Origin of the sequence: Pleurocapsa sp. FMAR1 (assembly GCF_963665995.1) — a bacterium.
Classification (GTDB): Bacteria; Cyanobacteriota; Cyanobacteriia; order Cyanobacteriales; family Xenococcaceae; genus Waterburya.
Genome location: NZ_OY762512.1, coordinates 611,250 through 636,452 on the forward strand (window position 1 = coordinate 611,250; position 25,203 = coordinate 636,452).

At 38.7% G+C, this 25,203-nt stretch carries 19 protein-coding genes and 1 pseudogene; 6 read left to right on the top strand and 14 right to left on the bottom strand.

Annotated features, from left to right (window positions below; all coding sequences use genetic code 11):
- Nucleotides 1–107 precede the first annotated feature (107 nt).
- Both SLP02_RS03120 and SLP02_RS03125 read right to left on the bottom strand, forming a co-directional pair.
- Nucleotides 108–344 (bottom strand): DUF3134 domain-containing protein, encoded by a 237-nt coding sequence (locus SLP02_RS03120; RefSeq protein ID WP_319419193.1) that lies wholly within the window; start codon nt 342–344, stop codon nt 108–110.
- Nucleotides 345–405: 61 nt separating this feature from the next.
- Entirely contained in the window at nt 406–1,218 is an 813-nt protein-coding gene (locus SLP02_RS03125; protein WP_319419194.1) for a DUF4388 domain-containing protein, read from the bottom strand.
- A gap of 352 nt (nt 1,219–1,570) precedes the next feature.
- Here SLP02_RS03125 and lepB point away from each other — a divergent pair, with 352 nt between their 5' ends.
- Complete coding sequence (gene lepB / locus SLP02_RS03130; protein ID WP_319419195.1) at nt 1,571–2,131, top strand: signal peptidase I; 561 nt, start codon at nt 1,571–1,573, stop codon at nt 2,129–2,131.
- 134 nt (nt 2,132–2,265) lie between these two features.
- Here the strand turns inward: lepB and SLP02_RS03135 are convergent, their stop codons facing one another.
- On the bottom strand, nt 2,266–3,231 hold the full coding sequence (locus tag SLP02_RS03135; RefSeq protein ID WP_319423645.1) for a ribose-phosphate pyrophosphokinase: 966 nt from the start codon (nt 3,229–3,231) through the stop codon (nt 2,266–2,268).
- A 346-nt stretch (nt 3,232–3,577) separates the two neighbouring features.
- On the opposite strand from SLP02_RS03135, the gene bioD reads away from it, so the two are divergent.
- Nucleotides 3,578–4,315 carry a dethiobiotin synthase gene (bioD, locus tag SLP02_RS03140; protein WP_319419196.1) on the top strand — a complete coding sequence of 246 codons (738 nt, stop codon included), beginning with the start codon at nt 3,578–3,580 and terminating at the stop codon, nt 4,313–4,315.
- Nucleotides 4,316–4,491: 176 nt separating this feature from the next.
- Here bioD and SLP02_RS03145 read toward each other — a convergent pair whose 3' ends face one another.
- The 6 genes and pseudogenes from SLP02_RS03145 to SLP02_RS03170 form a co-directional block, all read right to left on the bottom strand.
- Nucleotides 4,492–5,361: a dienelactone hydrolase family protein gene (locus SLP02_RS03145; RefSeq protein ID WP_319419197.1), complete on the bottom strand. Its 870-nt coding sequence runs from the start codon at nt 5,359–5,361 to the stop codon at nt 4,492–4,494.
- Between the two features lie 106 nt (nt 5,362–5,467).
- Nucleotides 5,468–6,448 (bottom strand): aldo/keto reductase, encoded by a 981-nt coding sequence (locus SLP02_RS03150; protein WP_319419198.1) that lies wholly within the window; start codon nt 6,446–6,448, stop codon nt 5,468–5,470.
- Nucleotides 6,449–6,627: 179 nt separating this feature from the next.
- On the bottom strand, nt 6,628–7,182 hold the full coding sequence (locus SLP02_RS03155; protein ID WP_319419199.1) for a type 1 glutamine amidotransferase domain-containing protein: 555 nt from the start codon (nt 7,180–7,182) through the stop codon (nt 6,628–6,630).
- Between the two features lie 88 nt (nt 7,183–7,270).
- Nucleotides 7,271–7,450 (bottom strand): annotated as a pseudogene (locus SLP02_RS03160) (glutathione-dependent formaldehyde dehydrogenase); the annotation flags it as partial.
- 57 nt (nt 7,451–7,507) lie between these two features.
- Nucleotides 7,508–8,110 carry a TetR family transcriptional regulator C-terminal domain-containing protein gene (locus SLP02_RS03165; protein WP_319419201.1) on the bottom strand — a complete coding sequence of 201 codons (603 nt, stop codon included), beginning with the start codon at nt 8,108–8,110 and terminating at the stop codon, nt 7,508–7,510.
- A gap of 231 nt (nt 8,111–8,341) precedes the next feature.
- On the bottom strand, nt 8,342–8,542 hold the full coding sequence (locus tag SLP02_RS03170; RefSeq protein WP_319419202.1) for a hypothetical protein: 201 nt from the start codon (nt 8,540–8,542) through the stop codon (nt 8,342–8,344).
- Nucleotides 8,543–8,712: 170 nt separating this feature from the next.
- Between SLP02_RS03170 and rsmH the strand changes: the two genes are divergently transcribed.
- Nucleotides 8,713–9,591 carry a 16S rRNA (cytosine(1402)-N(4))-methyltransferase RsmH gene (gene rsmH, locus SLP02_RS03175; RefSeq protein ID WP_319419203.1) on the top strand — a complete coding sequence of 293 codons (879 nt, stop codon included), beginning with the start codon at nt 8,713–8,715 and terminating at the stop codon, nt 9,589–9,591.
- 8 nt (nt 9,592–9,599) lie between these two features.
- On the opposite strand, the gene SLP02_RS03180 is transcribed toward rsmH, so the two are convergent.
- From SLP02_RS03180 to SLP02_RS03195, 4 genes are all read right to left on the bottom strand, one after another.
- A complete protein-coding gene (locus SLP02_RS03180; RefSeq protein ID WP_319419204.1) occupies nt 9,600–9,851 on the bottom strand; it encodes a FeoA family protein in 252 nt (83 codons plus the stop codon).
- Nucleotides 9,852–9,860: 9 nt separating this feature from the next.
- Nucleotides 9,861–10,220: a ferrous iron transport protein A gene (locus SLP02_RS03185; protein ID WP_319419205.1), complete on the bottom strand. Its 360-nt coding sequence runs from the start codon at nt 10,218–10,220 to the stop codon at nt 9,861–9,863.
- A gap of 151 nt (nt 10,221–10,371) precedes the next feature.
- On the bottom strand, nt 10,372–12,078 hold the full coding sequence (locus SLP02_RS03190; protein ID WP_319419206.1) for an ABC transporter ATP-binding protein/permease: 1,707 nt from the start codon (nt 12,076–12,078) through the stop codon (nt 10,372–10,374).
- Between the two features lie 51 nt (nt 12,079–12,129).
- Entirely contained in the window at nt 12,130–12,621 is a 492-nt protein-coding gene (locus tag SLP02_RS03195; protein WP_319419207.1) for a low molecular weight protein-tyrosine-phosphatase, read from the bottom strand.
- Nucleotides 12,622–12,900: 279 nt separating this feature from the next.
- Between SLP02_RS03195 and SLP02_RS03200 the strand changes: the two genes are divergently transcribed.
- The 3 genes from SLP02_RS03200 (at nt 12,901) to SLP02_RS03210 (ending at nt 16,724) form a co-directional block, all read left to right on the top strand.
- Nucleotides 12,901–14,307: an SGNH/GDSL hydrolase family protein gene (locus SLP02_RS03200; RefSeq protein ID WP_319419208.1), complete on the top strand. Its 1,407-nt coding sequence runs from the start codon at nt 12,901–12,903 to the stop codon at nt 14,305–14,307.
- Nucleotides 14,304–16,007, top strand: a complete 1,704-nt coding sequence (locus SLP02_RS03205; RefSeq protein WP_319419209.1) for an aconitase/3-isopropylmalate dehydratase large subunit family protein — start codon at nt 14,304–14,306, stop codon at nt 16,005–16,007. Before SLP02_RS03200 ends, SLP02_RS03205 begins: the two co-directional genes overlap by 4 nt.
- A 90-nt stretch (nt 16,008–16,097) precedes the next feature.
- Nucleotides 16,098–16,724 (top strand): SRPBCC family protein, encoded by a 627-nt coding sequence (locus SLP02_RS03210; protein ID WP_319419210.1) that lies wholly within the window; start codon nt 16,098–16,100, stop codon nt 16,722–16,724.
- On the opposite strand, the gene SLP02_RS03215 is transcribed toward SLP02_RS03210, so the two are convergent.
- Complete coding sequence (locus tag SLP02_RS03215; protein ID WP_319419211.1) at nt 16,714–25,071, bottom strand: SDR family NAD(P)-dependent oxidoreductase; 8,358 nt, start codon at nt 25,069–25,071, stop codon at nt 16,714–16,716. The two genes, SLP02_RS03210 and SLP02_RS03215, sit on opposite strands and share 11 nt — an antisense overlap.
- Nucleotides 25,072–25,203 lie beyond the last annotated feature (132 nt).

The following is a 25,203-nucleotide window of genomic DNA, read 5'->3' on the forward strand; positions in this document are numbered from 1 at the left end:
TTAAATTACGTTGAGTTTTCCGAAAATTACTGGTCATCACAAAATGTTGAACAGACAAAGATTTTATCTTTTTGGCGATCCTTATTTTTTTATCGATCTGCTAAATTTTAATCATCATCATCAGCAACAACAACATCATCTACAAAGTCATCGTCATCACCATCCATGAGGACATCTAAATCATCGTCAGATTTAACTTTCTCTTTTTCTACTTCTACTGGTTCACGAGGAATTAGACGATTACTAGCTTTGAGCCAGTCTAGTAAAGATGCTTCTTGCTTAAGGGGGATCACAATTGCAGGTTCGTAACGAGGTTCTTGTACTAAAGCAGGATTTTTATCCATAATTGATGATATTGATAAAATTTATGATTGTGGGCTTAAAATTATATACTATCTTTTTATCTTACTGCTTGTAACTGTAATTAGATTGAATGTTTTGAGCTTTTTGGTTGTCAGGTTTAGTCCAATCATAGTTAGGGTAAAAAACTGACTCCACAAGTCCTACAGCTATTAATCTAAAAGCGATCGCCTGAATTGTTGATAATGATTGCTTCATTAATCTAGTTATATCTATGAGCGAAGTTTTGCCATTGGCCAACTCCCAAATTTCGCGCTCGACTGCCGTTAATTTAAGATGCGATCGCTCAACAACACGTTGCAGAGCAAAACTAGGTTCTGGTAAGTGATTGCTAAAATTATCCCAATTGCTTATTAGTCTAAGGGCATAGATAGTAACTTCAGTGGTTTTTATCTGTTGTCCAGTCATTTCTAGCCAAGGAATCGTCAAAATTCGATTTGAAAGCTGAGAAAAATCATCAAACCTAAAGCGACCGCCATCTAGCTGAAAAAGACGATAAACTTGATGAAGCTGCAATTGAAAAACCAAGCTTAACCTTTCCTTGTTTAATAGCTTTTTCCTGTGTAAATAAACTCCTAAAGGCATTGAGGTAGGACATAGAGTCCTTAGTCTAGAAACAATTAGTGGACTTAACCATCCTCTCCCCGCAATTAAATTAATCAAACCTTTTTGATTTATGCAATCACTGACCGCAATTAATTGTCCTTTTTTAAACCAGATATAGTATATACCTTGGCGTTTTGCGGTTTTGCTAGAAATTGGAGTTTCGATAATTAGACGACCCGACTTGGAGTCACGTTCAATTAATTTAAATAACTCTGGAAGTGAAAATGATTCAAGAGAGCGAATAATACTCATTGGTAATTAGCTTCTTCCCTAAAATTTTGTTGATAACTGTCTTTCTTTTTGTTTGACAACACAATAGCTGCTCTCAAAAGCTTCGATCAAATTACTTAAACAAGATAACTTAGTTTATTATAGGGGAATCGCTAAAGCTCTATTTTGTAATTTTAGTTCCAGAATTTTCTATGACCGTAAAAACCGCGATTTATACCAACATAAATTTGCTTTCTCTCATATCTGCCCAAGATAATTAAGCTTTTTTTCTCAACTACCAATTCAATAAAATTAGCTGGCAAAACTAAAAATACGGCTTGATTTCGCAAAAACTTGACCATAACCATTATTACGCACGAGGATTTGTGTGCTTATGACCGAAAAAGAAGAAAATCCAGTAGTTGAACTGTTAAAAACTCTAGTCTCTGCTGCTATCTTAGCGTTTGGTATTCGCGCCTGTGTAGCTGAAGCTCGTTATATTCCTTCTGAGTCAATGCTTCCCACTTTAGAAATTAATGACCGTTTGATTGTAGAAAAGATAAGCTACCATTTTCATAAACCAGAACGAGGAGATGTTGTGGTTTTTTCGCCTACAAAAGCTTTAAGAGAACAAGACTATAAGCAGGCTTTTATTAAAAGGGTAATCGGTTTGCCAGGAGATACTGTGGAAGTAAAGAATCATGGAGTATACGTTAATAATAAACGATTAACTGAAAAATACATTCTTGATGCTCCTAACTATACATTTGGTCCAGTCAAAGTTCCTCAAGGGCAATACTTCGTTTTTGGAGACAATCGCAATAATAGTTATGATTCTCACTACTGGGGCTTTGTTCCCCTTGAAAATATAATTGGCAAAGCAACTGTCCGTTTTTGGCCTCCTAAGCGAGTTGGATCTCTTTATAAAGAACCTCTCTATCCTCAATCTAAGTAAATTATTTTAGATCTCGTCGTTTATTAGAAAAACGCTGGGCAAACAAATGCTCTTGTAGACAACAAATAGGTTAGTCTCAAGAGTATTATTCATAGGTATAGGTATAAATTTTTGTATAGTTGGGTCAAAATTGACTAGCGAAACATACTGCTAACCGAACTAGCCTCATGAATACGCCATATCGCTTCTCCTAAGAGATTAGCTACCGAGAGTACAGTTAACTGCTTGAACTTTTTATCATCTGCAATCGGAATCGTATTAGTAACAATGACCTCTTTAAAAACTCCACTAGATAATCTAGATACGGCTGGATCAGAGAAGACAGCATGGGTAGCACAGGCGTAAATTTCCTTTGCACCTTCTTTCTTCAGCAATTTGCCGCCTGCTGCTAAAGTACCTGCCGTATCAATCATGTCATCTACCAGAATCGCGGTTTTGCCCTTGACATCTCCAATTACGTTCATCACCTCAGCTACATTATGAGCCTGACGACGCTTATCAATAATTGCCAAAGGAGCATCATTAAGCTTTTTGGCAAATGCTCTGGCTCTGGCTACACCACCTACATCTGGTGAAACTACAACTATGTCGTCTAAATTTTTAGTTGATAAATAATTTAAAATAGCAGGAGAACCGTATACATGATCTGTAGGGATATCAAAATAGCCTTGAATCTGCGCCGAATGCAGGTCCATAGCTAAAACTCTACTTGCTCCTGCCTCTGTCAGTAAATTGGCTACTAGTTTGGCTGTAATAGATTCCCTGCCCGCAGTTTTACGATCTGCTCTAGCGTAACCATAATAGGGAATGACTGGAGTTATCTGACGTGCTGATGCTCGACGACAAGCATCGATCATAATCATTAATTCCATTAAGTTATCGTTTACAGGATTGCAGCAAGGCTGAAGCAAGTAAACATCTGCCCCTCGGATTGATTCTTGAATTTGGATATAAAGCTCCCCATCAGCAAACCGTTTGCGAATCATTGGACCGAGATCCATTCCTAGATAGCGGGCAACCTCTCTTGCAAGAAAATCGTTGGCAGAACCAGAAAACAATCTAAGGCGATTGGAATCTGAGAAAAAGGGAGTTTGCTCCATCGACTGAGGCACTAAGGTGGTACTATGGCTCACGGCAAATATATTCAACTTAATTCAGGGCAATCTTATCATTACTAGGCTATTGTTATGCACAATATTTTTGGTAGAGAAAAACTCAAAACTCCTAGTTAATTACAAATATTTAAAGTAAAAATTTGGCTTTTGCTTGGGCTTTTGGATGATATTTGTTCATCTGTATACCAAATCTCTCTAACATATTATATTTTTTTTGCTACTTTTCAACATCAGTACATCTTACTACGGTAAATTTGATTAGCTTTATCGATTACATAATCTTGATATTGTAATAGAGCAGGTATAAAAAACGACAATTACATAATAGGTTATGACAGCACTATTAATTGCGGGGACAGATACGGATGTGGGTAAAACATTTGTAACCGTTGCTTTAGCTACTTATTGGCAACGCTACCAATTGGATAAATATAAAAGTGAGAAAACCGTTTTGAGCATATTTAAATTAATGCAAACTGGTTCAGGGGATGCCGAATTATACAACCGCCTATTTGCTGAGTCTGAATTCACTGATGTTGTTGTACCGCTGCGCTTTAATGCTCCTTTAGCACCACCCATCGCTGCTGCTCAAGAAGGTAAGATAATTGATTTGGGTAAAATCTGGCAGGAGTTGCAGGCTTCGCAACGGAAATCCAACCTAGTTTTATTAGAGTCTTTAGGTGGTTTAGGCTCTCCCGTAACTAATGAACTGACTGTAGGTAATATTGCTGCGGACTGGCGTTTACCTACGGTTCTGGTTGTACCTGTAAAGCTTGGTGCGATCGCCAATGCCGTAGCGAATGTAGCTTTGGCACGCAGTCTTAATATAAATCTTAAAGGAATTATTCTTAATTGTTCTCAAATCGAAGCAATGGCAAACATTGAGGATTTGACCCCAACTGATTTGATTCAGGCTTTAACCCAAGTGCCAATTGTAGGTACTTTGCCTCACATCAAGAATTTGAATGATACACAAAAACTAGCCCAGATTGCTTCTAGTTGGGATTTGGAATTAATCTTTCCGAAGACAAAAGTCTCTAAGTACATGGACAGAAATAACTACAGTTAATTATTACTGACCTCTGACCTCTGACCTATCTAACCTTAAAGTGTTCTATCCGAACAGGATTTAGTATCACCCCGTCCCCAAGTCCCCAAGTCTCCAAGTCTCCAAGTCCCCCAGTCAGCCTTTACCATCTTATCATTCTGTCAATGCCTAAGTCCTAGTTATATTGCTAACGAATTCTAAGAAGCATCAGTTAAATTTTTATTGAGAAAATCAATAGTTTCTGTCCAAGCTTTTTCCGCAGCTTTAGGGACATAGTTTTGACCAGAGGGATTAGCAAAAGCATGACCTGCATGGTCATAAATCTGGATATCTGCTTCTTTACCCAGTTTATTTAAAGTAGATCCTAGTTTTTTTACTTTGGCTACGGGAATTGACTCATCTTCTGCCCCAAATATGCCTAGAATAGGCATTTCTAAAGTTGCCAATTGTTTTTCGGTAGCTGTACCGATCTCTCCACCATAGTAGATTACTGCTGCATCAAGCTCTTGGGGAAACAGCAAAGCGGTTTCTAATGACCAACTACCACCAAAACACCAGCCAATAGAAGCAATTTTAGGTGCTTGCTTTTCCTTTGCCAAAAAATTATAGGCTTTTGTAATATTTGCTTCTGCACCTAAAGGATTGCCTGTTACCTCAAGTACTAATTGTGTTGCTTTTTCTGGAGTTTTTGCTATTTGACCGTTATACAAATCTACCGCCAAAACTTGATAACCTTCTCCTGCTAACCTTCGCGTCATTGCCTTAATGTTTTCGTTTAATCCCCACCATTCATGAATAGCTAGGATTCCAGGTAGAGGCTTGGTGCTATCTTTGGGATAGGCGTAATAGCCGTTAATAGCCTTGCCGTCTATGGTGACATATTCAACGGTTTCTGTGACTACAGGTGCTTTTGGCTCAACCATGGCGATCTCTGTGGGACTAGGATAGTCATGGCGATGAACGGCTAGAAGCGCGTCTGGCTTGACTAACCCTAGCCCTAAACTTATGAGTAACGTGGCTAAAAAAATTACTCCTAGAACCAGCTTCTGCTTACTAAATCTGCCCATAGTTTTTTCTTGTATACAAACATAATCATGTTATCTACTTTTCCAACTAGAAACAAATAAATTTCATAGATACGAAAACATCAGAAGCAGTAATCGCGTCATTGATTTAACGATTAACTTGACTCATATCCGAGTAGCGATCGCCTGCTGCAACTCCCTGGGGGGCAACAGCTTCAATTTGCTTCAGTTCGTCGGAAGTTAAGGTAATTGAAGCAGCAGCAACGTTTTCTTCTAGATACTTGCGATGTTTAGTACCAGGAATCGGCACTATGTCGTCCCCTTGAGCCAGCAGCCAGGCGATCGCTAGTTGACTCGGCGTTACTTCTTTGGCTTGGGCAATTTCTCTAACGCGATCGACCAGTTCTAAATTCTTATGAAAGTTTTCTCCCTGAAAGCGTGGGGAATTACGACGGTAATCGCCTTCGGGAAAGTCATCGGGACTTTTAAACTGTCCTGATAAAAAGCCTCTCCCCAAAGGACTATATGGCACGAAGCCAATACCCAACTCCCGCACGGTAGGCAAGATCTTATCTTCAGGATCGCGACTCCAAAGGGAATACTCACTTTGCAATGCGCTAATTGGATGCACTGCCTGAGCGCGACGAATGGTTTCAGGTGCAGCTTCCGACAGTCCCAGGTAACGGACTTTGCCCTGCTGTACTAGTTCCGCCATCGCCCCTACAGTGTCCTCAATTGGAACTTCAGGATCGACACGGTGCAGATAGTAGAGATCGATGGTATCAATGCCTAAGCGTTGCAAAGATGCTTCGCAAGCCTGATGTACGTACTCTGGTTTGCCATTAACGCCCCGAGAATTTGTGTCTTCTCCACGAAGGATACCAAACTTGGTAGCTAATATAACGCGATCGCGACTATCACCTATTGCCTTACCTACTAGTTCTTCATTATCACCCTTGCCGTACATATCCGCCGTATCTATCAGGGTTACACCGAGTTCGAGAGCGCGGTGAATCGTGGCGATCGCTTCTTTTTCGTCTTGTTTGCCATAGAACTCTGACATACCCATGCAGCCGAGTCCGAGGGCTGAAACTTCGAGTCCTTGGTTTCCTAGTTTGCGTGTTTCCATGTTATTTCTCCGATTTAGTAAAAAAGCGAATAATTTTTACCATTTTGTTTACCTTTAAATTAAATGGGGATGTCTTCTAAAGCCGAATTACAAAATAATTGAGATATCTTGAATTTTGGCAGGGGCGTAATAAAATACGTCCCTGCATACAATCCTTTGCTTAAAAACTAAGAGCGATATTAGTTAGCTACTGTTTGTTTGGCAAATAGCTCGATCGCTTTAGCGTTAAAAGCGGGAATATCGTCGGGGTTACGGCTAGTTACCAAACCGTTATCTTCTACTACTTCGCGATCGACCCAACTAGCACCTGCATTTTTCAAATCGGTTTGCAGAGAAGGCCAAGAGGTAACGATACGACCTTTTACTGCATCAACTTCAACTAGAATCCAAGGGCCGTGACAGATTGCGGCAACGGGTTTGTCAGCATCGAAGAAAGATTTAACAAACTGTACTGCTTTATCTTGGGTACGTAACTGGTCGGGGTTAGCTACTCCACCAGGAAGCAATAAAGCATCATAATCGGCTGGATTGGCGTTATCTAGGGGAACGTCTACCGAGAAAAAGTCGGCTTTATCAAAATGATTCCAGCCTTGAACTTTGTCGCTATTGGGAGAAATAATATGAGCTTGCGCTCCTGCTTCTTCAAAAGCTTGTTTGGGTTTGGTCAATTCTACTTGTTCAAAACCATCAGCGACTAAGATCGCTATTTTTTTGTTGTTTAATTCTTGTGACATAATTGGTTCTTTTGTTTGTTTCTATTTGATTTGTTTGTTGGGTTGAGATTCCTCACACCTTATTGCTTATGGTTTAAGCGCGACCTTAATTTTGAATCCGTTCTAAAAGCGGCTGCAAATACCTTTGGACGTGAGTTTGACCAGAGCGCAAAGTCAAGGCTTTGTTGACAACTGCTCCTAACGGTACGTGGTCTACATAACCGCCGTAAACTCCAGGAATCGAAACCGTACCGCCTTTGCGACAGGCAAGAATTGCTTCCCGTAGCACGAGTAGACCAGTCGTCTATTGGCAACTATCAGAATCCTACTAATTGCAGCAGCAATCCTAAATCTTACTAAAGTCAGATATACTCAAAACCTGCTGGAATAGAATTTTGATGAAAATTTGCATCGGTACTGTAGACTTCATGACCTTAGCTTGTAAAATAGCTCCTTCCCAACTAGACAAAATAAACTTAGCCAAAACCTCAAAGTTGCAAATGTCCTCGATTTCTCCAGCTTCATAAGCTGCTTTTAAACAGCGAATAAAATACTGTTCCCATTCAGCAAATATTTGATTGAGGCGATCGCGAAACAATTCATTTTGCGTTGATAATTCTTGAGCGAGATTACCAATTAAGCAACCATTGTTACAGTGATGAGCTTCCATCTCAGCAATTTTGAATTCAAAATAGTTACGTAATCGTGTCAATGGAGAATACTTTTCGTCTTCTAAAAAAGTTTTAAACCTGTCACGATATTCCTGGGCAAAATCATCAACAATCGCTAGTCCAAAATCTTCTTTGCTAGAAAAATAATAATAAAATGAACCCTTGGGAACGCCAGCTTTAGTTAATACATCATTGAGGCTTGTTCCCTTGAATCCTTGCTGGACGACAATTTCCTTGCCGACTTGGATTAGTTCATTGCGTTTATTAGCACGGTTCATACTTTAATTATAGTTGACCAGTCATCTATAAAAATTAAACAACCAGAATCAACGTCAATTGATTCTGAACAGCAACCAGTTGACGTTGATCTGTATTATTTGTTATAATCTAAAATAGTGGTTACCTGCAAAAAGAGATAACCCTATATACTTATCCAAAAAAGGCCTCGATATTAGATTTTGCCCAACGCTGTTATTAAGAAAAAACCTGTAGCGTGGTGGTAATTCTCTTTATTTCATTGGGTTTACAGCACTTTTTTGCTGATGAATTTTTTCTGGTACGGGCTGTGCGTTACTGCTAAAAGGCGAATAGGATGCAATCATGACAATAGGTAAAATCAAAGTTACTATCGCAACTCCAGTACCTAAAACACCTGCCCACCTATGACCAGGAGGATCTTCGACTTTTTCTGGGCGTTGGCTAACTTCCATATGTAAATATGATAAATCTAGCTTTATCTTAGTGAATGGTTAAAGAAAGTAGAAATTTAAAGACAATCTTTATATCTACCTAATCATTATAGTCATAAATCTCAATTATGTTGGTATCTTACTTGACTTAAGTTATAAAATTTTAATTAAGCTATTTTGGAGATTAATTAATGGAAGCACAGATAAACACTTTTAGTCATCGTTCTGTGCTGAGTCGGGAATTAATAGCAGGGTTAAATATTAATCCACAAGGTCATTACTTAGATGCAACCGTTGGTGGTGGCGGACACAGTGAACTAATTTTAGATCGCGGAGAAAATATCAGGCTGTTGGCAATAGATCGCGACGAGACGGCGATCGCGGCTACTAAAGCCAGATTAGCAGGTTACTATCCTCAACAGCTAGATTTTTGGCAGGGAAATTTTGCTGACTATCAGCCAGACAATTTGTTATTTGAGGGAATTATTGCCGATTTGGGCGTTAGCTCTCCCCAGCTAGAGGTTCGGGAGCGAGGATTCAGCTTTCGTAATGCTGCTCCTTTAGATATGCGTATGGATCGTTCAGACGGCATTACCGCAGCGGAGATTGTTAACCACTGGAAAGAGGTTTCTTTAGCTGATTTGATTTATGAATATGGAGAGGAAAGATTTTCCCGTCGGATTGCTAAGAAAATTGTGCAGCAACGCCCTTTTCAAACCACTACGGATTTAGCCACGGCGATCGCCTCTACTGTACCAGGAAAATATCGTCATGGCAGAATTCACCCTGCTACCCGTACTTTTCAAGCTCTGCGGATTGAGGTTAATCAAGAACTAAAGTCATTAGAAAAATTTATCGACCATGCACCTAGTTGGCTCAAGCCTGGGGGGATTATTGGGATTATCAGCTTTCATAGTCTAGAGGATCGCATTGTTAAACATCGCTTTCGAGGCAGCGAGCTATTAGAAGTTATTAGCAAAAAGCCAATTACGGCTCAACCAGACGAACAACGAGACAATCCGCGATCGCGATCGGCTAAGTTAAGATTTGCGCGAAAAACCAGCAAATAAGCTAAATCTCAGTCGCTTTCTGTCATTGTTTCGATACAAAGAGCGTTGGCTTCTGGTTTAGATAGAGTCAAAATTTTATCTTGCAACATAATTTGCGCGCCTCCTTGAGCCACAGAAAAATCTAACACTACAAAAGCCGTACCAGGAACTAGCCCTTTAGAAATCAACTTGCCTATATAACCACCATAAACTCTGTTATAGCTAATAACGATCGCTGCCGAACCCAAAGATAATTCAAAGATATTAATAGTTATTCTCATAAACCCTCTTTAGCTGGCAAAAGTAACCATGATTTTTTGAGCAATTTCTGAGCCAACACCAATTAGCTTGTCCTCAAAGCTGAGAATTACTGAACCATTATTAGTTTTGCTGATTAACTGCACTACTTGCCCTGGTTTTAACCGTAAATTTCGTAATTGGCGAGTGACTTTGCCTGAAGTATAGAGCTTGGTAATTAACCAGGAGTTTTCTGTAGGTATCTGATGCAAAAAATGGCAGTCGGAATTAGGATCTAGCTGTTTTACTGGCTCTAAAGTCGATTTAGAAGATATATCGCCAATAAAGGTAAATTCCTGAAATCCTTTAGATTCCTTAGCATTTAAAGATTGAATATCTACAGAGTGAGTCATGACCAAATTTATTGAGAGAAATTACTATTTATATTCTATAAATAGATATAGCGCGATTTGGTCTTGTTGACAATTATTTTTAAGTAGATTTATTTTATTCGTGGCGATCGAGAACTTTAAGCTCCAGATTATCTGTAGAGATGCGATCGCCTTAATAATTATCAGCTTCTCTGAGTTCCCAAGTTTCATCTTCTCGCATTTCTAATATTCGACTGTGATACTGGGCTAAACTAGGGCGATGACCAACGCTAACAAAGGTAATATTGGCTTTGAGCAGATGTTGATAAAGACTGTCCTCATTTTTGATATCCAAAGCACTAGTAGCTTCGTCAAGAATTACGTAACTAGGTTGATGAATCATGATTCTGGCAAATGCTAGTCTCTGCTGTTCCCCTAGAGATAAAACCTCATCCCAATCCTTTTCGACATCAAAACCACCAGAACGTTCAGCCAGATCGGGTAAATTAACGGCATATAGAGCAGCGTTTAATTCTGACTCCAAAGTTTTCAGATCGTCGTAAGGATAGCTTAGTTGACTACGCAGACTCCCCAAAATCATGTATGGTTTTTGGGGTAAAAAGAGCATTTCCTCTAGGTGAGGTCGATATATTGCCCCATTCCCCGAATCCCACAAGCCAGCGATCGCTCTTAAGATAGAACTTTTACCACAGCCACTAGCGCCGATGATCAGTAAGCCTTCACCTTTGGGTACATTGACAGATAAATTCTTAACTAGAGTTCTCCTATAATTAGGAGTCTGTAGAGTTATATTTTCCAAAGCCAGTCTATTTTGATAAACCGTGCTGATGTTAGGGCGATTTATTACACTCTTATCTAAAGTTAGTTGAGGACGCTCTAAATAATTTTCAAAGACATACAAACGATCAACGCTGGCAGCAAAAGAGGTCAAGGATTGAAATCGATCGACAATAAAATTTAGCGAGCTAAATATTACGGCAAAAGCACCTGCTGCTTCGGTGACTTTTCCCACCTCTAGTTCCCCAGAGAAAACTTTAGGAGCAATAATAACTGCGGGCAAAATATAGGGAAAGAAATTGTAGGCAAGGGTGAATGAACCTAAATATATTTCTTGCCAAAGAACTAATAAATTGAAGTTTGTAAAAGCTTCATTAAACTTGCGTTTAAGACTTTGATTTTCTTGAGGCTCTCCTTGATAAAAAGCAATGGATTCAGAGTTTTCTCTAATCCTAACTAATCCAAAGCGAAAATTAGCCTCTTTTTTAATTTGATTAAAGTTAATTTTGACTAGTATTCTACCGTATACGCCGACTACAATTAACGTACCGACGAAGGAGTATAAAATTAATATATAAACCAACGTATTGGAAATTTTCCACAAAGCAAAACTAAAGGCAATCACCTGAAACAGAGAACTTACCAAAGACAGCAGAAAACTAAGAGAATCGACGGTAAAGCCTTTTATGTCTTCGGAAATTCGTTGGTCGGGGTTATCAATATCAATGTTAAAATTACCCAACTTATAAAAGGCGCGTTGACTAAAATAGCGGTTAAGGAAATGATTTGTCAGCCATCTGCGCCAGAAGTTACCTAATATTCCCTGAACGTAGCTAAAACCAGAAAACAGAGGTACATAGATAACTAAAATGATAAAAAAAGCCTTGATTGTTTTATAGAATCGATCGACCTCTTTAGCCGAAAGAGAAGAGATAATATCACCCTGTTGCTGATTTAATAAAACACTGAGTTTAGTGTATGCCACAAGTAAAACAAATAAAAGAGCTAGTAGAGTTAAAGCTCCTTTTTTTTCATTTCCGCTCCAATACAGCTTGGCAAGTGACCAAAATTTCTTTAATACTTTTAAATTAAATCGATTCATTTTGCTTTTATTAACTATAAGAATAATGCTCGGCAAATATTTGGCATCAAGCTAACTCTTAGCCTGATGTTTTTCCAAATTCACAACGTAATCCAATAAACCTGCACAAGCATCAAATAGTAGTTCAATCACATAATTAAAACCATCTTGACCACCGTAATAGGGATCGGGGACTTCTCGCTCATTTCGCTCAGTAGCAAAGTCACACATCAGGCGCACTTTGGATTCATATTTTCCTTCTCGATCTAAATACAAAATATCCTGGTAATTTTCTCGATCCATAGCTAAAATCAGGTCAAACTGCTGCAAGTCTGAAGGTTTTAGTTTGCGGGATTTTCCCTGTAGCTCAATCCCTTTTGTAATAGCAGCAGCGTTCATCCGCCGATCTGGAGATGCACCGATATGATACCCCGAAGTTCCAGCCGAATCACAGATAATTTTGTCGGACATACCAGCTTCTGTTATCAGGTAGTTCATAATGTTTTCTGCTGATGGAGAACGACAAATATTACCCAGGCAAACAAATAACAATTTATAGGTCATGAACAATTGAAGGTGATTTACTGTACTAAGTATTTTTATTGTTTATGGAAGGATTTGATACCGCTTGCGGTAACTACTTAAACTGGATTAATTATCAGAACTTAAAATAAGATAGTAAGTTTTTCTTTCTAAGATCGACAATCATTTTGTCAATGTACCACAGAGTTAACAAAACAGACTGGTAAGGAAAATTTCTAATAAAATTAGAAACCGATGATGCCTATCTATTTCTAGCTATTTTTATCGCTTATCAACACATATAGACAGGAAAGTAATTTTATGTTTAAGACTAAAACCAGAGGAAGAAGAGTTTTTTCCTATCGTCAGCAGAAACGTCGTCGTTTTTCGCTCTTTTCAGCGATCGCATCTTTGGCTCTATTTTTGCTAATCTTAGAATTGCTAACTCGCATATTTGTCGATCTTTCAGGCAATAGAGATAAGTTTGCTCAAGGCAAGACAGGCTCCGAAATAATTCAGGCTTATCAGCTTAAGTTTGTCCCGAATGAATCTCAAATAGATCGAACCAAAGATCAGCAAGCACTGTTTGCTAAACCTGCTTTATCAGTTGGTTATCAGCTATTAAGCAATCAAGAAAGCCAGTTTTGGCAAATTAATCCCCAGGGATTTCGCGATCGCGATCCTGTACCATTAGTTAAACCCAAGGATGAGATTAGGATATTTATCTTGGGCAATTCAACTGCCTTTGGCTACGGCAGTCGTGAAAATGGAGCTACGATTAGCGAACAGCTAGAACAACGTCTAGAAGAGCGTCTGCAACAGCAAAAAACTTCGCCTCAGCTATATAAAAGCGGCTTGTTATCTGGCGATCAAGCAGAAAAACCAAAATCTCCAGCCAAACCAGCTAAAATTAAGCCTGGAAATTATCGTGTTATTAACGCTGCTGTTCCTGGTTATGTTTCGGGTAACGAATTGGCTCAACTGGCTTTACAAATTTTAAAATATAAGCCTGATCTAATTATTGTCATGGATGGCTATGAAGACTTTATGCTTCCTAGCAATGAAGATGCTACCCAAGTACCTCAACTCAAAAATTATCTTGAGGATCGGCAAACTGGGTTTAAGGGATATATTAACCAGTTAATTGAGCCAATAAAAAATAAAAGTTATTTGGTTAAAATAGCTCAGGAACGTTGGCTAAATAGTAAACAAGCTGACGAAAAAACTGATTTTATTCTTGATGAACAAAGCTCTAAGCTGGTTCAATATTTACCTCAAAACCAAAAGGAACTACAAGCCAGGATAGATCGCTATGTAGAACATCAAAAACAAATGCTTAGTCTTAGTACAGCATCTCTTGTTCCTTTAATAGTGGCAATACAGCCTGAAATTACTGGACGCAACCCCGCTCAACTAACCGATACTGAGGGAACAATTACTACTGAGCTTGGCAGAACCTATATCGAGCGGATGAGAAATGAATATCCAGCTTTAATCGAAGCAACACAGCAGCTAGCTGAAGCCTTTCCTCAAAATTTAAAAGCTGTTGATTTATATAAGTTAAGCGATCAATATCCTTCCCCCAGCTTTATCGATCCCATTAATCTAAACGAAGCAGCTAATCAAAAAGTAGCCGAACAGCTTTACTACGCTATTGCTAGCTTTTCTAAGATGCAGGTTACATCCAAACAAGCACCAACTCCAAAACCCGTAGATCAAAATCGATGAAGGAAAAAGTTTTACAGCTTGATGATGATATAAACACCGATGACATTATTCCCGCACATCGGACGACTAACCCAGATCCAGAACATCTCAAGCATTATGTTCTAGAACACATAATCGGTATTGATACTTTATTAGAATATGACCTAATAGAAGCAGGAAAAAACTTTGGCTGTGGTTCGAGTCGAGAGTATGCACCCGTCGCTATCAAAGCTGCGGGAATCAAGCTTGTTCGCGCTCATTCTTTTGCCGAGATTTTTTATCGCAACAGTATTAATATTGGCTTAAATTTAGAAATAATTGGTGATAGTCCAGATAATCCCCTGGTTACAGCTATTTCCGCAGCAGGGGGATTAACAGCTTTTAATCAACAAAGGTTACAAAATAAAATATCTGTTCCCAAGAACAATACTGCACCTTGTCCGATGACAATGGCAGAGAAGATGTTAGCCAAAGCTTCGGGGAATGACTATGTAAAGCCTGGAGAGATAGTGTTTGCTAAGGTAGATTTGGCAATGTCCCATGATGCGATCGCCGCACCCGTATTTCGGCTCTTTCATCACTATTTCGGTAAAAATGCCCAGATTTGGGATTCTAGCAAAGTAGTTTTAGTAGCCGATCATTTTATTCAAGTTAATGATATTAGAGTAGATCCTCAAGCTACTAAGCTTTACCAGGATATGATTGATTTTGCTCATCAGCATGGCTGCAAGCTATTTGACCTAATATCTCCTGGGGAGGCATCAGGAATATGTCATGTTTTGTTACCAGAACAAGGTTTAATTCGTCCAGGAATGATCATTGCGGGGACAGATTCTCATAGCTGCACCTATGGCGCATTTGGTAGTTTTTCCACTGGTGTAGGCACTACCGACATGGCAAATATTTTAGCTACAGGAAATATGTGGCTGCGTGTCCCTGGGACGATTGTTTTTGAGCTTTTTGGAACACTACCTAAATATCTTAGTGCTAAAGACATCATGCTGTTTATTTTGGGCAAAATTGGCTGTCAGGGTGCAATTGGTAAGGTAATGGAGTTTCGAGGCAGCGTTATTGAACAGCTATCTATTGATGAACGAATGACTCTAAGTAATATGGCGGTTGAGTGTGGCGCAATGTGTGGCTTAATTGCCCCTGATGCTGTAACTGAGGAATATCTAAAAGACAAAAGTAAATCTGAGTTTGACACTGTAGTCGGTGATAATGACGCAGAACATGACCACGTATATCAGTTCGATCTCAGTAAGCTTGAGCCACAAATAGCCTGTCCTCCAAAACCCGATCAAGTGTTAAATATTAGTGAATTACCTGATACACCAATTACTTTAGCTTTTGTTGGTTCATGCACAGGGGGTAAATTAGCAGACTTAGCTCAAGTGGCAAAGGTATTAACCAACCAGCGTATTAACCCAAACGTGCAGATGTACGTTGTTCCTGCTTCGCAGTTAGTTCGTCAACAAGCAGAAGAAGTAGGCTACTTTGATATTTTTCGACAGGCTGGGGTACAAATTCTCAAGTCTGGTTGTGGTGCCTGTATTAATTCTGGAAAGGGAGTTCTAGGCAAGCAAGAAACGGGTATTTATGCTACTAATCGTAACTTTACAGGGCGTACTGGCGATCCAACTGGTAAAAATTATTTGGCATCTCCAAGAGTAGTAAGCATCTCGGCTATCAACGGCAAGATAAGCGATAAATTAGTCTAATTTGCTTAAACCATATTCTTAATTAAATTGTTAGGATTGTTGGTTGTTACTTTTCAATTCATGCTTAATAACTTTAGGTTGAGCGATTTTATGTTTAATTATCCTATTAGGTTTAAAAATAGTAGCTTTTTAATTAAACTTATTGCTTCATTAATTATTAGTTTGGGAATGAGTTTTACTGTACTAGCTCAAGACACTATTGATCAGGTAAAGCTATCTCCTCAAGAACAAACTAAGTTAAATCAAGGTCAAGTAGTACTTAAAGGCAGCAAAGGGAAATATGTCGGGGAGGTAATTGCCACGGGGAATGTGAATACTGCTTGGCAAGTATTGACTGACTACAATAACTTTCGCAATTTTCTGCCAAATGTTTCTGCAAGTAGAATAGTTAAAAGTAATGGCGATCGCAAAATATTTGAGCAGGTAAATAAAGTTGATTTATTCTTTTATACGCAAGAGTATACAGTACAAATCGAGTCGTCAGAAGTGAAACCACAAAAGATAACTTTTAAACTGTATAAAGGAGACTTAAAACATTTATCAGGAAGTTGGCAAATTAAAAAAATTGATGCCAATAGAATTATGGTTATTCATACTGCTGATGTTGTACCTAAAACTACTACAGAGAAAGCTTTCTTTTACGGTATTTACGAAAATTCTATTGAAAAAACATTAGCAGCGATCTCTTTAGAGATTACTAAACGGTCTAAAAATTAAAATTTTTTAATTGTTCTATTAATAGTGATTCTGCTTCTGTTTCCAATAAATTATTAATTTGATTTAAATCATTATCTAGATCTATATTTTGTTCGCTTACATTTTTATTAAACATAGTTTTTAATAAATAGTTAGCTAACTTATTTACATTGGAATAGTCAAAAATAACTGTTGCCGATAATTTGAGGTTGTAGCTAGACTGAAGTTTATTTCTTAGTTCAACCGAACCTAAAGAATCTAATTCTAATTCAGCAAAACCTAGTTCTAAATCAATTTGATTGATATTTTTAATCCCTAATATATTTGCTACCTGCTGACTAATTTGTTCTATTAATAAACCTTGGCGTTGAGAAGCTTCTACATTTAATAGCTGCTGTTTAAAATCAAGATTAGCTATAGAAATAGGATGAGAATCAATAAAATTATTATAGAATGGTATAGCAGAATTGTTTTTATTCCATACGTTCCAATCAATCGGAATTACGCCAATTTGCGTTGGAGAATGCAATAGCAACTGCTCTAATATTTCAATCCCCTCTGTTGGTTTAATACTGCCTATTCCCTTTTGTTTTAAACTTTCTATTATTTGAGTGTCAGCAGCTAGCCCAGTGTTTTGCCATGCACCCCAATTAATTGCGCTCGCAGGTAAACCTAAACGACGACGACCATGAGCTAAAGCATCGAGAAAAGCATTGGCAGCACAATAATTGGCTTGTCCTGGCGAACCAACTAAAGAACTAGCTGAAGAAAACAAAATAAAGCTTTCTAAGTCATATTTTTGCGTTAAAAGGTGTAAATTCCATGCCCCCTGAACTTTAGGCGCGAGAACCTGGCTAAAGCTTGACCAATCTTGTTTTAAGATAGTGCGATCGCTTGTTACTCCAGCACAGTGAATGACTCCTCGCAGGGGAGGTAGTGTTGATTCGATTTGTGATAAAGCCTGGGCTAGTTGATTTGTATCAGCAATATCTGCTTTAATAAGATTAACTTGGGCATCCCCTTGTATTTTTTGCAGCTTGCTCTGTAATTCAGGTTTTACTGCGCTACGTCCAAGTAAAACAATATTTTTTATTCCTTTAGTTGTTAACCACTGAGCTACCTCTAAACCAATTGCACCCATTCCTCCTGTTATTAAATATGTGCCGTCGAAATGAGGGAGTAACGGGGTGATGGGGTGACGGGGTGACGGGGTGATTATAATTTTGCCTTGATGTTTTCCTTGCTGCATATAGCGAAAAGCATCAATAATTTTATCGCTAGAGAATATAGTGTGGGGTAAGGGTTTGAGTTTTTCTGTAGCAAATTGCGACAACACATCACCAAGCATCTGTTGAATTAATTCAGGCTGATCTTGGGTAATTCGCCACAGATCGATAATAAAGTAATTAATATTTGGTTTAACTTCAGCCACATCTTGCTTAGACCAAATACCCTGCTTACCTATTTCGATAAAATGCCCGCGATCGTTTAACACGGACACACTTTTAGAAATAAATTCACCTGACAAGGAATTAAGTATTACATCTACACCTTTACCATCGGTGGCAGATACAATTTCCTCAGCAAAATCCAGACTGCGGGAGTTCATAATATTTTTTACTCCCATTGATCTAAGCAATTCCCATTTGGGAGTTGAGGCAGTAGCAAATATTTCTGCGCCTTGCTGTTGGGCTATCTGTATCGCAGCCAAACCAACACCACCTGCTGCTGAGTGAATTAAGACTTTTTCCCCTGGCTGTATTCGTGCCAAATAAATAAGGGTGTAGTAGGCAGTAAGGAAAGTTACGGGAATAGTTGCAGCCTCTTCATAGCTGAGAGATTCTGGTTTAGGGATAGCCAGCAGAGAATTAACGGTAAGATACCGACTAAAGCTATTATCTGAAATAGCAATTACTGCATCTCCAAGTTTAAAATCGTTTACCTCTTTACCTAATGCGGTAACTATTCCTGCACATTCTAAGCCCAAGAATTTCGTCTCGTCGGGATATAAATCTAAAGCAACCATCACATCACGGAAGTTCAAACCAGTTGCTTTAACTTCTATTTCTATTTCATGATCTTGAGGCTGTTGTCGGCTGATTGATTTCCACTGTAAGCTATCCAAATTACCAGGATCATTAATCTCTAACTGCAAATTAAATTCAGTAGAGTTTTCTCTTCCAGTCTCCTTGTCTCCCAGTCTCCCAGTCTCCTTGTCTCCTCGTCTCCTCGTCTCTTCGTCTCCTTGTCTCTTCGTCTCCTTGTCAAATCTAACCAACCTAGCTACATAACGCTGATTATTTCTATAGCCAACCTGTTCATTTAATACCGCGCAAATTTCCTGGAAGATAGTCTCTGCTTCGTTGTTTGTAGAATTGCGATCTAGATCTATCCCTACACATAATAACTCTGGATGTTCCAAGGCGATCGCTTTCTGCATCCCCCAAAGACAAGACTGTTTTATTGCCGATGTCAGTTGATAGTTATCTACAGGTTGGGCATTACGGGTAACAAACCACAAGGGAGGATTATCATTGTGTTGTATTAAAGCCTGTACCAAATATAAATAACTTTCACACTCTCGCCAATCTTCGATCTCATCTAAACTGCAAAGATAAATAACCCCTGCTAGATCTTGATGTTGCTGTATTAAACTTTGAAATGCTTCAGGGTTATCTTTAATAATATGGCGGGTAACAAGATGACATTGTTGCTGCTGTAATTCTAAAAGCGTAAGTAACTTGTTACCAATACCTGTACTATCGGCAAAAATCAACCACGTACCAGTTTCAATAGCCAGAGAAGATTTAGATGATAAAGGCTGCTGTATCCATTGCTGCTGATATAGCCAATTTTGCCAACGAGGTTGGGAATTTACTGCTTGAGATTTCAAGCCTGTGAGTTTGGCAACCAAATCGCCGTAATCGTTATATAGCTGGATTTTGGCTGACAAGCCTGTGTTATATTTACTGTCTTGTTCTAATTCTAGATAACTCCAGACTTTATTACCTGGCAGACTATACAAATCTAATTTATCCAAGCCGACAGGAATATAGGTTGCGGTAGACAACTCGCTTGGTAAAGCTGCAAATAATATTTGTAGACAAGAATCTAATAGTGCAGGATGGAAATAATACTCATTGCTGTTTAAATGATTTGGTAATTCAATTAATCCTAAAGCCTCATTTTCATTTGCCCATAATTGTTTTATTCCCTGGAAGCTTTTACCGTAATTAATTCCTCTTTGCTGACACTGTTGATAGTACTGAGTAACGTCTAACTCTAAATTTTTGAACCAAGATTTAATAACTTCTAGCTGTAACTTATCTGCTGTAGCTTCTAGAGGCAAAACTTGACCAGAACTATTTAATTGCCATTGTTCATTATCATTATCAAAACTGTAAACTTCACAAGCTGCGGTATCTTGTTCAGGAGACAAGATTAACTGAATTTCAGGTACATAACTTTCTTTTATATAGAGAGGGGAATCAATAGCTACATCTTTAATAGTTAGTCGCTTAGTTTTAAACTGAAATACTCCAGATGCTATGACCATTTCTAAATAAGCAGTACCAGGAAGGACAGGCTTGTTAGCCAAACAGTGATCTTGCAGCCAAGTAATACTATTAGACTGGAGGTGAGATTGAAATATTGTTTGTTTTAAAGGAGAGGATAAAGGCTTTCCTAATAAAGGGTGAGTAGTCTGTAGCGTATTATTTCTATATTGCCTAATAATGTCTGGTTTAGGGATATCAAACCAGTATCTTTGTCTTTGAAAAGGGTAAGTGGGCAAAGATATTTTTTGACCGTTATAGTTTTTGCTGACTTCTGACCAATTAATATCTACTCCTGCAATATATAACTGTGATAATGCCTCTAATATTTGTAGCCAGTCATCATGTTTAGGATTAAGACTATACAAAAATAGTTTATTATCTGAAATACTTTGTGCCATTCCTGTCAATGTTGGTTTTGTGCCGACTTCTAGAAATATACTCACTTGCCGATCTAAATATTTGATACTTTTGGCAAATTGAACTGGCTTTAAAATATGATCTGTCCAATACTGTGGAGTAGCTACAGGTTCGTTAGCCAATTCTCCTGTAATATTGGAAATCATTAGTATCTGTGGTAAAGAATAATTGATAGTTTTAGCAACTTTTTCAAAATCCTCTATAATAGGCTGCATTAAAGGAGAATGAAAAGCATAATTTACATTTAATAATTGCGTTTTTATTTCTGATGATTCTAGCTCTTTGATAATGTTATCTATATCAACTTTTAGTCCAGATAATACAATATGCGAGCCATTATAAGCAGCAATACTTATATTTTTATTTAAGACAAAATCTATCTTTTCTTGATCGCAAAAAACAGCCAGCATTGCGCCATTTGTTGGTAAGCTTTGTATTAGCTTCGATCTGGCTGAAACAAGTTTTAAAGCATCTTCTAAACTAAATACCCCCGCAAGACAAGCTGCTACATATTCACCTATACTATGCCCCATTACTACATCAGGTTTGATTCCCCAAGATAGCCACATTTGCGCCAGGGAGTATTCAATCGTGAATAATAAAGGTTGGGTGTATTGGGTTTCGTTGATTGTATATAAACTTGTAATTCCAATCTTGGCGCTCTTCTTTGCGTCTTTGCGTCTCTGCGCGAGATAATTTTCATTCAAGTCAATAAATACTTCCAGCAATGCCTTATCATAATCAGGCTGTAGAATTTCCAAACAGCGATCGCAATTCTCCTTAAACACAGGTTGGGTATTGTACAATTGTTGTGCCATGCCGACATATTGCGAACCTTGTCCTGTAAACAAAAAGGCTATCTTGTTGTTATTTTGAATCCTATTGACTATATATATTTGATTTAATTTAGCGGCTAATTCTTGTTTATCCCTCGCTACTACACCCAGTCGATAATCAAAGTGATATCTACCAATATTACTGGTAAAACATATATCTCGTAGGGGCGAACAGCCGTTCGCCCTTAGATAATCCTGATAGCTTTTTACTAACTCCTGTAAGGCAGGTTCGGTTTTCGCTGATAGGGTTAATAAATATCCTGGAAGCTGTTGCTTATTGCTTTTTTCAACAGTAAACTCTTCTAAAATTAAGTGAGCATTAGTACCACCAATACCCAAAGAATTTACTCCAGCACGACGGGGATAGTTATCGCTTTTCCAGTCTTGTAACTGAGTATTAATATAAAAAGGACTGCGCTCAAAATTTATCTGGGGATTAGGATTATTAAAGTGTAGACTAGCAGGTATTTTTTGGTGATATAAACAAAGGGTAGTTTTAATTAAACCAACTATCCCCGATGCCATTTGTAGATGTCCCACATTGGTTTTAACTGAACCAACCGCACAATAACCTATTTTTCTGGTATCATCATGATATGCTTGAGTCAATGCCTTGATTTCAATGGGATCGCCTAGCTTTGTTCCCGTACCGTGTGCTTCAATATAGCTAACAGATTGCGGTGGTATGTCTGCGTATGCTAATGCTTCGGCTACTGCTCTAGTTTGCCCATCTACATTCGGAGCAAAATAACCGACTTTGGTGCCACCATCATTATTAACTGCCGATCCTTTGACAATTCCATAAATGCGATCGCCATCTTCTATTGCTTTATCTAATAGCTTCAGCACCACCATCCCCGCACCACTACCAAAGATCGTTCCACCCGCTGACTCATCAAAAGCGCGACAGTGACCATCAGGAGATAAAATCATTCCTTCTTGGTATAAATAGCCCATTTTCTGCGGAGAGTGAACAGAAACTCCTCCCGCCAGGGCTAGATCGCATTCGGAGTTGATTAAGCTCTGACAAGCTAAGTGAACTGTAACCAAGGATGTAGAACAAGCGGTTTGCACATTTACACTAGAACCTGTAAGATTTAGTTTATAGGATATTCTAGTAGTAAGATAATCCTTGTCGTTTGCAGTACTGGCTTGAAAGCCTCCCATCGAGCTTAGATTTATTACCTTTAGGTCATCCTGCTCATCAATGGTATGACGGTTGGGATATATGTTATTTAACAGATAGGTATTTGTTGCTGCACCACCGTAGAGCGCGATCTCTCCTTTGTAAGTAAAAGGATCGTACCCCGCATCTTCTAAACTTGACCAAGCGCATTCGAGAAATAAACGCTGCTGCGGATCTAATAGTTGTGCCTCTTTGGGACTATAGCCCCAAAAATCCGCATCAAAACCTGCTATGTCGTCGAGAATTGGACTAGCTTTTACGTAGTTGGGATTATTGAGTAACTCTTGATCGACTCCAGAGTCGAGAATTTCTGCATCTTCAAAAAAGCTAATGGACTCTACGCCATTGCAAAGATTATGCCAAAACTCCTCTATATTATTTGCCCCAGGAAAACGACAGGACATCCCAATAATTGCCACGTCTTTATTGACTGTAGCTTGACGACGTAATTCTCCCCGACGTTTACCCTGCTGTATTGCAACAGACTCTCGATCGCAGTTGAGATAATCAGCTAAAGCAGAAATAGTAGGATATTGAAACAACGTTACCGCAGATAGATGATTATGTTCAGGCGTTAATTTGCTCAATACCTGCATTAGTAATAGAGAATTACCGCCTAACTCAAAAAAGTTATCGTTTACGCTTACGGTAGCCAAATTTAAAACTTCTTTCCATACTTCAACCAGTTGTTGCTCGATCGCATTACTTGGCAACTCCTGCTGACTTAAATCTCTTTGGTTAAATGACTCGGCAACTTCTTCTACTACCTCATTAAATTCTCCTGCTGCAAATCTTTGACCAAGCTGGGATCTTTGAATTTTACCGATCGCCGTTTTGGGAATAGCATCTTTAGTAACGGGGATAATATAGGCTGGTGCGATTCCTATCTGCTCAAAGACTGCTTTACGTATTTGATTGATTAATTCTCTTAGCTTGTCTTGCTTCTGGTTGGTATTAAAAAAGATTGCTATTTGTTCTTGCTCGTTACTGTCTTTTACGCCACAAGCAGCCGTATAAGAAATAGTAACATTGGCGATCGCTTCGACTACAGTTTCGATATCATGGTTGTAATAGTTAACCCCGTTAATAATCATCACGTCTTTTTGACGACCAGTAATCGTCAGTCGTCCTGCGCTCAAAAAGCCTAAGTCTCCCGTATTGAACCAGCCATCAGCAGTAAATATCTCTTCGTTTAATTCTGGCTGCTGATAATACCCCGCCGTAACCGTTTCGCCCTTTACCTGTAACAAGCCTATCTTTCCTTCGGGGACAAGCTCATTTTTCTCATCCACAATTCTTAGAGATATTCCAGGGATAGGTGCGCCTACTTGCACAAACTGCCGATTCATATTATGATAAAAGTCATTAGAATGGGCTATCCCTGATGTCGTTTCTGACATTCCATAGCCAGGACTAACTACAGAAGATTTTAAGCCATAGGGTGCGAGTAATTCTAAAAAACGCTGAGTAGTTTGACCCACAACCGCTTCTGCACCATTGCCCATCCAGCGCAAACAGGACAAATCCCAGTTATGTTCTGCTGTAGATGCCAGCTTCTCATTAACTAAGTTATAGGCAAAATTTGGACTCCAGGTAGCGGTAACGCGATATCGATCGATCAAATCTAACCATTGCAACGGATTTTGGAGAATCAATTCACTTTTGACCTGAATTTGTTGACATCCAAGGTAAACCTCAGTCAAATGAAACATTACTAAACTAGCAACGTGTTCTATGGGCATCCAATTCAAAGTAATATCCTGTTGAGATAGATTATTTACTTTCGCCATGCCGTAAACACTAGCCAAAAGATTACGCGCCGACAACATTACTCCTTTTGGCTTTCCCGTACTACCAGAGGTAAATAGCAACAAAGCTAAGTCGTCTAGCTGACTACAATGCCAATTACCGTCAGGTTCGTTAGCCAATAAGCTCTTGAGTGCGATCGCTTTTAAATCTTTGATGTCGCTGTCGGTAATAATTAAAGGAGACTGGCATAGTTCCCACGTTTGATGTAATTTGCTGCTATTAAAATTCAAATCCACACTTAAGGGAATTGGCACAAATCCCCCCAAAAAACAGCCCCACAAACCAGCAAAAAAACACCGAGTATCTCGCAGATACAAAATCACCCGATCCTTGGGCTGTAAACCTTTTTGACGCAATCCGCTTAAAATAGCTTCAGCATCTCGGAGTAAATCGCTGTAAGATAAAAAAATCTTTGTCTTAGGGTCACTTTTAATCGTGATTCCTGTTTCATAAGCTGCCGCGCGCACAAGAATTTCTGATAACGTCATGGTTAAAACAGAACTTGGTAAAGCATCCCCGTGACTAATAGACAGATTAGCTGACTCTTGTTCAGACGAATTCATAAACACACCAAACTCACTCACTACCGATTTATCAAATTTAGAGTTACTTTATAGCAAATTGTTGTGATTGAAGGTAAGTTTCCCATCAGAGTGTATTTAATTTAATAAATTCGTATATTTTGTATTACTACT